Genomic DNA, 12,126 nt, shown 5'->3' with positions numbered 1-12,126 from the left:
CCTTTATTTAATTACTAAGTTAACAATTTTGCCAGGGACAAAAATTTCTTTAACGATTTCTTTGCCTTCTAGTCATTTTGCAACAATAGTTTTGGCTTGAAGTAGAACTTCATCCTTACTTGCAGTTTTATCAATTTTTAATTCTGCTCTAACTTTTCCATTAATTGTAATTCCGTATGTTACTTCATCTAGCTCTAAAGCTTTGGCATCAATACTGAAGTCTTTTAAGTTTTCTAAGTTAAAGTATTTATCAGAAATTTCTCATGCAAAGTGAGGGATAAATGGTTCAAGAATGTTTAATAAGACATAAAACATTTCAGTAATTAAAGCTGGTTGTTTAATTTGATCATATTCATTTAATGTTTCCATAGTTCATGAAACTAAAGTATTAAATGAATAGTTATTACTTCTATCTTCAAAAGTAGCAATTTGTTTTTGCATACCTAAATATAGTTTGTATCTAGCTTTCTTTTCTTCACTAGTTAAAGTAGAAGTATCAATATTTTTATAGTTTGAATTTACATCAATTTCTTTTGAACGTTCGAAAAGACGATTGATAAATTTAAAGCAACCTACAACACCTGAATCACTTCATTCAAGTTCTTTTTGTGGTGGAGCTGCAAATAAAATAAATAATCTTGAAGTATCAGCACCATAAGTATTGATCATTTCACCAGGTTCTACAACATTACCTTTTGATTTTGACATTTTAGCACCATCTTTTAGCACCATTCCTTGAGTAATTAAGTTATTAAATGGTTCTCTAAAACTTACAAGTCCTACATCTGCTAAAGCTTTGGTAAAGAATCTTGCATAAAGTAAGTGTAAAATGGCATGTTCAATTCCACCGATATATTCATCAACTGAATTTCAGTAAGCAAGATGTTGAGGCTCAATTGCATAATCTTGTCTTAAGTATGTTGGGGTAGTGTAACGCAAGAAATATCAACTTGATTCAAAGAAAGTATCAAGCGTATCAGTTTCTCTTTGTGCATATTCTCCACATTTAGGACATTTAACTAAACGTCATTCTTCATTAGTGTTTAATGGATTTCCTTGACCTGAAAATGTTACTTTTTCAGGGAGTAAGACTGGAAGCGAACTTAAAGCAACTGGGTGAGTACCACATTTGCTGCAGTTTACAAGTGGAATTGGTGTTCCTCAATATCTTTGACGTGAGATACCTCAGTCTCTTAAGTTATATTTAACTTCAGTTTCAAGCATTGAAGCATCTACATCTGGATTTATTTGAAATTGGTAAGCTAAATTATTAAAGTCCATAAAAGTTTTTTGAGTTTCATTAGTTGCTGAAACTAAACTAACTTCTTTATTTGGGTTATTTGATGCAAAGTCTGAAATAATAACACTAATTTCTTGTTTAGAAAATGGGTTAATAACTACAAAAGGAGTTGCTAACATTATTTTTTTAGAAAAATCTTTTTTAACAAAGTTAAGGTTGATTTCTTCAAGTAATGCTAAGTCATTGTCGCTAAAGTAGTTAGCTTGTTTTAGTTCTTCAACTAAGGGGTGTTTATTTGAAATAGCAATATAGTCAATATTAGATATTGTGCTTAAATTGCTTTCGTAAGCTACCAATGAGTTTACATTTGTAAATTTGTTAGCTTTTAGTTCAAATGTAAGTTTAAAATCTTCACTTCTTCCAATTCAGTTCTTTTGCATTGTTAAAACTTGTTGTGGTCAGTGCCCTTCAAGTTTTTCTAAGTCAGCTAATAATTCATCTGCATAAGCTGTAATTTTTAAATAGTAAGTATCCATTTCTTTTTGAATAACTTCACCATCACATCTTCAACATTTGTTATCAATAACTTGTTCATTAGCTAAAACAGTATTATCATTTTCACATCAGTTAAGTTGTGATTTCTTTTTGTAAATTAAACATTTTTCTCATAGTTTAATAAAAATAAATTGTTCTCATTTTGTGTAATCATAATCTGCTGTGATACATTCATAATTTCATGCAAATGAGATCCCTAGTTTTTGAACTTCCTTATCCATTGATTCAATGTTTTCATAAGTCCATTTTCTTGGGTGAATTCCGTGCTTAATAGCTGCATTTTCAGCAGGCAATCCAAAAGCATCCCAGCCAAATGGGTGTAATACATTGTATCCTCTACGGCGATAGTATCTAGCAATAGCATCACCGATTGAATAGTTTCTAACATGCCCCATGTGTAATTTACCACTTGGATATGGGAACATACTTAAAATGTATTTTTTAGGAAGAGTAAAATCTTCTTTAGGTTCAAAGTAATTTGATTCTTGTCAATTATCTTGTCATTTTTTATCGATAAATTTAAAATCAAACTTGTCCATTTTAACTCCTTTTGTTTAATAAATATTTTTATGGCTAATTTTATTTATAAAATTAGTCTTATATTCTCATGTAATAAATATATAAATTATAATGCAATTTATTAATATGTTTGCTAAATTAAAAATAAAATATAGTGTAAAGGATCCAGCGTAGTAATTTGGTATACCAAAAAAGAATCCTTTAAAACTTGTTGGATAACGAGTGACGATTTCTTGTAAGCTTATTGAGTTAATTAAGCCTAAAATTTTAAAATAAATTAGGTTAAAAAGAAATGTGTTCAAAAGAGGCATAATAATGCTTACTGCAAGAGCTGAAAATATCATTGAAAATAGGATTTTCAGTAGTAATGAATTGATTTGAAGCTTACTAAACCCTCTATATAATAAATAAAAAAATACTAAAAAGAACAATTGTGAAACAAACACAATAAAATTCCCTAAATATTCAACAGCAAGTCCCGCATTTAAGGAAATTGCTGTTGATATAAAAGGCATAATTAAAAAGCGAGATACAATTAGTAATAAAGCATAGTTTAATCCCATATAAGTAAAAACTAAAAAAGCAGGAATAAGTGAAAAATTAAAACTTAAAAATGCATTAAATTTCAAAAATCCACTAAGTATAGAAAAAACAATTGCTAGCGCTAACATAATGCCAGTAAAAGCAATTTTATAGGTTGGTCTTAAATGTGTTTTTCAATAAAAACGATCTCATTTTTGATTTGCTAATTCTGTATTTTGATTTAAGTTGTGTGTCATATTTATCCTTATTTTATATTAAGTTAAATTATAACTTTAATTCTTTAAAGCTGACTAAAAAAATAAAAAAGTTGATTATTTGCTTGAAAATTAAGCATTTTTGCTACTTTTTAGTTAATTTTATTTACTAATATTATAAATTACTAGAAAGTAATATAAAAGTTCAAAAATTATGATATAAATTATTTGCAAGTATAAATGTAAAATTTAGTAAAATTTTAGATATTTTCAATATTAAAATATCAGAGGTTAGTATGAGTAAAATCACAAGATACGAAAATAACAAGCCTGTTTATGACAAACAAGCAGCTCTAGAATACTTAGAAGTTATTAAAAATTTCTTACAAGACTATTTAGCTAAGTCAAAAGCTGAAGGCTTTGTAGTAGGTATATCAGGTGGAATTGATTCAGCCTTAGTTTATGCTATTGCTAAAAATTTGATGCCTGAACGTACATTTGGAATTGTTATGCCAGTTGGACAAATGCTTGAAAGTGATCTTAGCGATATTGCTAAATTAGAAGCAACATTTTATGACAAATTTGAAGTTGTAGATCTTTCAAAAGCATTTAATGCTATGTATGAGGCAGTTTCAGTAAGCAATCCACTTGCAATTGCTAATATCAAACCAAGATTAAGAATGACAACTTTGTATGCTAAAGCACAAGACAAAAATGCTTTAGTGCTTGGAACTGATAATTTAGATGAAACATACATTGGTTACTTTACAAAATATGGAGATGGTGGAGTTGATTTGCTTCCTATTTCTAGATTAACAAAAGGTGAAGTGCGTTTTATGGCTCAATTATTAAATGTACCAAACGAGATTATCTCAAAAGCACCTTCTGCAGGACTTTGAGAAAATCAAACTGATGAAAGTGAACTAGGATTTTCATACGCTCAACTTGATTTTTACTTAGATAACATTGAAAATAAGGAATTAATATCTAAAGTTTTATCACAAGATACAATTGATAAAATTGAACACAAGCACAAGATCTCTCAACACAAAAGAGATGCTATATATAAACCATCAGAAATTAAATAAAGGAGAAATTATGGCAGGACACTCACACGCAGCCAACATTATGCACCGTAAAGGTGCCCAAGATGCAGCAAGAGGAAAAGTATTCCAAAAATTATCAAAAGAAATTTATGTAGCTGCACAAAAAGGGCCAGATCCAGAATCAAACCCAGCTTTAAAACTAGCAATCGCAAAAGCTAAAGCAAAAAATATGCCAAAAGACAATATCGAAAGAGCTATTAAAAAAGCTGCCGGAGATAAAAACTCAAATGCATTCGTTGAAACAGTATTCAATGCAACAGTTAGCGGTGGAGCAACATTTATTGTTGTAACACTTTCAGATAACTTAAACAGAGTTAAATCAAACATTCAAGCTTACTTTAACAAGCAAAATGCAACACTAGGAAAAACTGGACAAATTCCATTTGCCTTTGACAAAAAAGGAATTATTGAAATTTCTAAACAATACGTATCAGAAGACGACATCATGATGGTCGCTCTTGAAAATGGAGCTGACGATGTTGAGGTTGCTGAAGAATCATTCGTTATTACTACAGCTCCTGAAAACTTCTCAGACTTAAAATCAGCTATCGAATCTTCACTTGGTGTTAATGAATACCTTCAATGTGAAGTTACTTATTTACCAAATATGTATGTAGAATATGATGCTGAAAAAGAACAAAAACTTCTTGATTTTGTTGAAAAATTAAAAGATGATGATGATGTTCAAGATGTTTATCACAATATTGATGTTAAAGAAGAATAATGTCTCTACAAGATTTATATCTTAGATTAACTGATTCTGTAGGAGGAAATGAAAATGTAGCAACATTTATAGTAGTTTTGGTAACATTATTAATTCTACTTGCTATTCCTACATTGCTTTCATTCATTTTACCCCTATTTCACAGACTCAAAGATCGTAAATTTAAAACTTTTACATTTTACTTATATGCATTTTCAACAGGCTTCTTTATCGCACTAGCTTTATTCGGGTTCTTACGTGAAAGTATTGAAACTTCTAGTCATGGTGCAGCTGATAATTTTCCAGGTGCATTAGAGAATAAAAATATCATTTATGGCTTAAACATAGCCACAGTAGTAACTGGACTCATTGTCGGATTACTCTTTTCATTCACTTTAAAATTTGTGATTACTTATCGAATTAATAAAGCCTTAAAGAAAGATAAAGCTATGAGTATATTTGTTCACGAACATGGTGCTCATGATCATAACCATGCTGGCGGGCATTTACACTCTAAGAATAATGCCAAAACATTAAAACTTGAAAGTAAAAATAGTTTATTTAAGGATAAAACACTATACACAGGTGATAAATACATTCATCACCACGATCATGATAATCACCATCATGATCATTCACACCCAGACTATATTTTTGGCCAAGAAGAAAATTTAGCACAAGCAGAAGAAGCAATTATTTATAAAACATCACCTAAAATGAAGGTTATTGCTTTACTTTTACTACTTACACATAGAATACCTGAAGGAATTTTACTTGGATACAACTTATCCTTAGCGATGGCTGGAAGATCAAATAATCTTTCAACAGCTTACTTCATTTCATTAATCCTTCACCTATTCCCAGAAGAATCAATTTTCTACTTCAGATTAAGAGAGGCTGGATTTGGTAAAATTAAGTCCTTATTACTCTCATTTTTAGGACTATCACTCTTTTTACCATTTATGTTAATAGGTGCTTATGCAGGTGTAGAAATTAACGCATTGTGATGATTAAAAGCTGCTATGTTTGCAGCAATTGCAGGTATTTTCTTATTTACTTCAATTGTTGAATTTATTCCAGAGTTTTATCACAACCACATAGAAAAAAGAAAATGATTCTTTATTCTATTTTCGTTATTTATTGGAATCATTGTAGCAGTGTTTATTCTTTCATTCCACTCTCATTAGAGTGGATTTTTTGTACTTTTTTTACTTAATTAACCTATGGTTAATTGTAAAAAAAGATTAAAGTAATTTGCCCCTTTAATTAGAATTAATTTATAATTTAAATAATTGAAAGGAAGCAATGCAAAAGAAACAAAAAGTTTGAATTTATTCAGGATTAATAACATTATTTGTTATTATGTTTATTCTCTTAATTTGAGCATTAGTTAATCTTCATACTGATAAATTGACAGGTATCTTGACAATTATTGGTATGTTTGTGGTGCTTGGAATTGTTATTATGCTGCTATATTTTGCAGTTTATAACTTTGCAAAGTCCAGAGAACTGATTAATAAATCGTTTAATGGATTTCTAGAAAAAATTATGACTAATAACAATATTGGTTTAATTATTTATGACATTGATCAAAATATTGTTTGAACAAGTAATTTTATTAAAAACAAGTTTCATAAAGACTTTATTAATGTGTCTGTTAATGAGTTTTTCCAAAAGATAGACAAAGGATACAAAAAAGAAGTTGATATGAACCAAACTAAGATTGAGTTTGAAAATAATAAAAATATTTATGAAGCTCAATTCTGGCCATTATCAAATACCATTGTTATTCGTGATATAACAACTGAGCACTTATTTAAAGTGGAATCATGAGAACAAAAACCAGTAGTAGGGGAAATCGAAATTGATAATTATCAAATGTATCAATCAATTTTATCTGAAGAACAAATTTTCTTAATTAATAAAATTGTTATCGATACTATTAAAGAGTATATGGAAAAATACAACTTGATTTATCGGCAATATACTAATGGAAAATTTGTTGTTATTACTAATGAAAAGTCATTAAATGAAATGTCATTAGACCAATTTAGTCTATTTACTAATATCCACCAAAATATTACCGATCCTTCAATTAATAAACTATCATTAAGTGTTGGTTTTGCAAGGGGATGATCTTCATTAAAAGAAAAACTTGAACAAGCTAAAAAAGCTTTAGTGCAAGCGCAAAACAGAGGTGGGGATCAAATTGCAATTTTTTCAAACACTAAGCCTGCAGTTTATTATGGGTCAAATAGTGAAATTATGGCAAATAATAATCGAACTAAAATTAAATCAGTTGCTATTGAATTTGCTAAACGTCTAGAAGAAGAAAACATTACACAAGTTATTGTTTATGGACACCAATTAGCAGATTTAGATGCTTTAGGTTCAGCCTATGCAGTAGTTGAAATTGCTCGTAGCTTTGGTAAGAAAGCTTATATATGTAATGTAACTTTTGATCAAACAACTGAAAAATATTTAGAAGAGCTCAAAGCAAGTGGATTTGATGAAAAAGTTTTTATCAAACCTGCATATGCAACTAAGATTACAGATGGAAATACGCTAGTTGTTTTAGTTGATAACAATGATGTAGCTCGTACTGATAATAAAGATGCAATAATTAATGCTGCTAGAAATAATATATTTATTTTTGACCACCACCGGGTAGGTAAAAGTATTGACTATTGTCCAATTACTAATATTTATATTGATACCACTGCTTCCTCAGCTTCAGAAATTGTGACCGAAATTATGACCTTTATTGAATATCGATTAAATATCAGTCAAATTTGTGCTCAATTGCTTCTAAGTGGTATTTTCCTTGATACTGCACAATTTTCAAAATCAGTTACAACACGTACTTTTGAAGCTAGTGCTTGGCTAGAATCAAAAGGTGCTAATGTTATTAAATCAGGTAACTTACTTAAAATAGATGATGAAACTGAAGAGCAAATTCAAGAAATTTTAAGTAATACTCAAGAAGTTAAAAAAGGTTACTTCCTAGCCTATAGTGATTTAGAAGTTCCCAATGATGTTATTTCAATGGCAGCTAATGAAATCTTAAAAATTAAAGGAAGAGTAGCTAGCTTTGTAGTGGCTAGATTAAAAGGAACAAAATATTATAAACTTAGTGCTAGAGGAATTGGTACTAACGTGCAAATAATTTGTGAACAAGTTGGAGGTGGAGGACACTTCTCAACAGCTGCAGCTGTCTCAGATGAAGAATTAGAAACATTTGTTGACAACATAAGACATGCAATTATAACTAGTGAAAGAGAGATTAGAGATGAAAGTAATATTAATTAAAGATTGTAAAGATGGAAAAGCAAATACAGTAGTAGAAGTATCAAATGGATACGGATCTAACTACTTAATTAAAAATGGTTTTGGTGTCCCATACAATGACCAAACTGTACACCAATTAAATAAAAGATTAAATAATTTAGTGGCAAATGAACATGAACATAGAACTAATGCTTTAGAACTTAAAGAAAAACTTGAAAAGTTAGTTCTAAAATATACTTTGGAAGCTAATACTGATGCAAATGGGAACTTAAATGTTCATGGTTCAGTATCAACTAAGGATGTAGATAAAAAATTAACAGCCTTAGGATTTAAATTAGACAAACATGCTTTAAGTAAAGTACGTTTAGTATCAGAAGGCCCACATGATGTAGAAGCTGTGCTTTATAAAGATATTAAAGCTAATATTAGAGTAGAAATTACTATCCAACATGTCAAGAAATAGACGTTTTTTAGAAGATAAACCATTTCGTAATATTTCTAGCGATTTAGCTCCACTAAAAGATACTTTATTTTATAGTGAAAGCATTGAGAGAGAAATATTAAGTAATATATTAAATGATTTAGATAAACAAGGTTTAGCATTTGATTATCTAACCCCACAAGCCTTCTTTAATCAAGCATACCACCAATTATTTAAGCTTATTAAAACTACTCGTAATGCTTCAAATAATAAAACAATAACATTTGATTATAATGATGTTAAAAAATTAATTGATGATCACAATACTGAGTTTGAATATAGTGCACTATCTTTAGCTGTACTAAATAAAGTAGCTTCTTCATTCTACAATGATGAGAACTTTGTACCAAATATTGAAAAGTTAATCGAGTTGCAAAAGATGCGTAACTTAGAATCATTTTATGCTGAATATGTTAAAGTATTTGGACATAATAAAGACATTGATTGAGATAGTAGTATTCAAGATTTACAAAATTTCATTATTATGAATAATAATATGTCAATTAAGAATTCTGAATTTATTCCACTAGATCAAGCAGCTTTTGAACTAGCAGAACACATTAATTCAGTTTTACAAAACAAAGACCACCAAGACAAATTTTTATACACAGGATTTTATTCAATTGACAAGTATGTCAAAGGGATTAAGCCTGGGCAATTAATTATTCTAGCTGCTCGTCCAGGAGTTGGAAAAACTGCTTTAGCCTTAAATATAGCAAAAAACATCATAGATGAAGCTAATATGAATGGCGAAGTGAAAAACGTTGCTTTTATTTCACTTGAAATGCCAACTAGTGAACTTACTAGTCGTTATTTATCCACTTCAAGTGGAATTGAACTTTATAAGATTCAAAATCCAAAACTAATTAGCAATAGTGATGAAGCATTAAAACTATTTCATACAATTGAAAATATGAAAAAAGAAAGTGTTGTTTGATTCGATGATGAACCAAAAAGCAACATTACTGAAATTATCTTTAAAATTCGTCACTTAGCAAAGAATCTTGAAGGAAAACTTAATTTAGTCGTAGTTGATTATTTACAACTACTTTCAGCAGGTGATACTGGAGGAAATAGACAACAAGAAGTTGCAACAATTTCACGTTCATTAAAAACACTTGCATTAGAACTTAAAATCCCAATTTTAGCACTTTCACAGCTATCTCGTAATGTTGAAAATAGAGAAGACAAACGTCCTCAACTAAATGACTTACGTGAATCGGGACAAATTGAAAACGATGCCGATGCTGTTATTTTCTTAAATAGAAAACCTCTAAAAAAGGGAGTATCAGAAGAAGAAAATAACACAAATGAACATATTCCAGTGGTTGTTACAGTTGCTAAAAACAGAAATGGGCAACCTGGTAGCGATACTTTAATTTATACTGGTAAATATGTTAAATTTACAGATGAAAATGAAGGGAACAGATATTAAACCATGGACAGTTATTCCAGTCTTATAACTAATTTACAAAAAACATTAGAAACAACAACTAATAATGATGTCAATAAGCCAGTTATCACTGGTATTGTGGCAGCTGTATTAATTTTATTGTTCTTACTTAGCAGCATTTTTTCTGGATCAGAAACTGCTTACAGCACAATTTCACCAGCCAAATTGCATGATATGCAAGATAAAAAGAAAAAATTTGCTGAATTAATTAACAAACAAGTCAAAAAATACAATCAGCTTCTTAGCACAATTTTAATAGGAAATAATTTAGTTAATGTTGCATCCTCAGCTTTAACTTCTTATGTACTTTCACTTTATTTTACTGAAGGTGACCCGATGACAGTAGTAATCTCTACAGTAGTTGTTACACCAATTTTAGTTTTATTTGGAGAAATAACCCCAAAACTAATTGCTAAAAGTAACCCAGAAAAATACCTAACAATCTTTTGTATCTTTAATGAAGTGATGTTTTGATTATTTTTCCCACTTACATATCCAATTAGTAAGTTGTCAAAAAATGTTTATGTAACCAATTCAGAGGAAGATATCAAATCAATGCTTTCTTTAGCTCAAGAAGAAGGGGTATTGCAAACCGGAGAAAGCATATTGGCTCAAAATGCTTTAGATTTAGATTCAACTAAAGTTTCACAACACTACATCAGAATGAAAGAAGTAACAACTATTTCATCAAAAAGTAATATTGCAGATGCTTTAGAAATTTTTAAGGAAACTAATTATTCTAGAATCCCGGTTGAAAAAGATGGGCAATTAATTGGAATTGTGCTTTTAAAAGATATCTTTAACCTGAAAAAAGGTCGGATCATAGATTATATGAAACCTGTGCCTTTAATTTCAGCAAATTCAATTTTATCTTCAGCTCTTGAAAAAATGCGTTCTGCACGTGCACAAATGGCTTTTGTGGTTGAAAACAACAATAGTACAGATGTTTTAGGAATTATAACTATTGAAGATATTATTGAAGAAATTGTTGGTGAAATCTATGATGAGTTTGATGATGATGAAGAAATTTATGAAGTATCTTTAGAAAAAGCTAGAGTACAATCAAACGTTAAAATGAGCGATTTATTCAAGCAACTTGAAATTGATGATGAACTCATTTCACCAGAAGAAGAAGATATGGATTTACGCAGCTTTTTACTCAAACGTACTGGGACTAAACGTCTTTACAAGAACTCTCGTTATACTCTAGATGATGAAGTGACTTTTAAGGTTGTTGAAATTGTTAAAAACAAAAAATTCTCTGCATTCATTGAAGTAAATAAACTTTAAAAAATAAAAAATGTACTATTTTAAGATAGTACATTTTTAATTAGGCTTTGCAATTAGAAAATTAATATTTTTTCCTTTTGCAGCTCATTTTTGTTCATAACCTGTAGCAATGTTTTCACTATTATATTTAGAAGCATGTAAGTCTCTGGTGTAGTCTAAAACAGTTCAATTATTTGCTTGTAATGATTCAAGTGAATAATCAAACAATTTATCATTATCAGTTTTAAATTTTAGTACACCATTGCTTGATAAAATATTTTTATATTGCTCTAAAAAAGTTTTATATGTTAGTCTTCTTTTTTCGTGAGCATTTTTAGGTCATGGATCAGAAAAGGTTAATCAAATAGTATCAATCTTCCCTGTAAATAATTCATTTAAGTTAGCAGCATCTTTAGTAACAATGTATAAATTGCTTAGATCCATTTCTTTTATTTTTTTCAGAATCTTATTTGCTACTGTTGGATACTTCTCAAAAGCAATATATCTAATACTTGGATTAGCTTTGGCCATTTGAGTAATCATCTCTCCCTTACCAGCTCCAATTTCAAGTACGTCATCATTTCTTAAACTAATAGGGAATTGTGTTATTAAATATTTTGAAGCTGCTAATTCAGCTTCTGCATTTTTATCAAATCTAAGTCTCATAGTAATTATTATATAAGGAAATTACATTTTAATCCCGTGAGAAAAAATATTTTTTAATTTTGATTTTTTTCAAAAAAGTGTATATTTTAAATAAATTATGCTGTTTTCA

The 12,126-nt window shown here is 29.2% G+C and carries 10 protein-coding genes; 7 read left to right on the top strand and 3 right to left on the bottom strand.

The window, feature by feature from the left end; all coding sequences use genetic code 4:
* Nucleotides 1-3: 3 nt before the first annotated feature.
* A complete protein-coding gene (locus ACM0L0_RS02005) occupies nucleotides 4-2,334 on the bottom strand; it encodes a class I tRNA ligase family protein (RefSeq protein ID WP_416738311.1) in 2,331 nt (776 codons plus the stop codon).
* Between the two features lie 15 nt (nucleotides 2,335-2,349).
* Nucleotides 2,350-3,093: an MPN527 family putative ECF transporter permease subunit gene (locus tag ACM0L0_RS02000; RefSeq protein WP_416738310.1), complete on the bottom strand. Its 744-nt coding sequence runs from the start codon at nucleotides 3,091-3,093 to the stop codon at nucleotides 2,350-2,352.
* Nucleotides 3,094-3,347: 254 nt separating this feature from the next.
* On the opposite strand from ACM0L0_RS02000, the gene nadE reads away from it, so the two are divergent.
* The 7 genes from nadE (at nucleotide 3,348) to ACM0L0_RS01965 (ending at nucleotide 11,372) form a co-directional block, all read left to right on the top strand.
* Nucleotides 3,348-4,139: an NAD(+) synthase gene (gene nadE / locus ACM0L0_RS01995; RefSeq protein ID WP_416738309.1), complete on the top strand. Its 792-nt coding sequence runs from the start codon at nucleotides 3,348-3,350 to the stop codon at nucleotides 4,137-4,139.
* A gap of 10 nt (nucleotides 4,140-4,149) precedes the next feature.
* Nucleotides 4,150-4,881: a YebC/PmpR family DNA-binding transcriptional regulator gene (locus tag ACM0L0_RS01990; RefSeq protein WP_416738308.1), complete on the top strand. Its 732-nt coding sequence runs from the start codon at nucleotides 4,150-4,152 to the stop codon at nucleotides 4,879-4,881.
* The gene (locus ACM0L0_RS01985; protein WP_416738307.1) at nucleotides 4,881-6,047 is read left to right on the top strand and encodes a ZIP family metal transporter; all 1,167 of its coding nucleotides are present in this window, start codon (nucleotides 4,881-4,883) and stop codon (nucleotides 6,045-6,047) included. The genes ACM0L0_RS01990 and ACM0L0_RS01985 overlap by 1 nt, the downstream gene beginning before the upstream one ends.
* A gap of 118 nt (nucleotides 6,048-6,165) precedes the next feature.
* Nucleotides 6,166-8,169: a DHH family phosphoesterase gene (locus ACM0L0_RS01980; protein ID WP_416738306.1), complete on the top strand. Its 2,004-nt coding sequence runs from the start codon at nucleotides 6,166-6,168 to the stop codon at nucleotides 8,167-8,169.
* Entirely contained in the window at nucleotides 8,150-8,611 is a 462-nt protein-coding gene (rplI, locus tag ACM0L0_RS01975; RefSeq protein ID WP_416738305.1) for a 50S ribosomal protein L9, read from the top strand. Before ACM0L0_RS01980 ends, rplI begins: the two co-directional genes overlap by 20 nt.
* On the top strand, nucleotides 8,598-10,064 hold the full coding sequence (locus ACM0L0_RS01970; protein ID WP_416738304.1) for a DnaB-like helicase C-terminal domain-containing protein: 1,467 nt from the start codon (nucleotides 8,598-8,600) through the stop codon (nucleotides 10,062-10,064). Before rplI ends, ACM0L0_RS01970 begins: the two co-directional genes overlap by 14 nt.
* Before the next feature lie 3 nt (nucleotides 10,065-10,067).
* A complete protein-coding gene (locus tag ACM0L0_RS01965; RefSeq protein ID WP_416738303.1) occupies nucleotides 10,068-11,372 on the top strand; it encodes a CNNM domain-containing protein in 1,305 nt (434 codons plus the stop codon).
* A 36-nt stretch (nucleotides 11,373-11,408) separates the two neighbouring features.
* Here the strand turns inward: ACM0L0_RS01965 and trmB are convergent, their stop codons facing one another.
* A complete protein-coding gene (trmB, locus tag ACM0L0_RS01960; RefSeq protein WP_416738302.1) occupies nucleotides 11,409-12,017 on the bottom strand; it encodes a tRNA (guanosine(46)-N7)-methyltransferase TrmB in 609 nt (202 codons plus the stop codon).
* Nucleotides 12,018-12,126 lie beyond the last annotated feature (109 nt).

This window comes from Mycoplasma razini, assembly GCF_048076865.1.
In the GTDB taxonomy this organism is placed as follows: Bacteria; Bacillota_I; Bacilli_A; order Mycoplasmatales; family Metamycoplasmataceae; genus Mycoplasmopsis.
The sequence above is the reverse complement of the archived record's forward strand: the minus strand, read 5'-3'. Positions and strand labels throughout refer to the sequence as shown.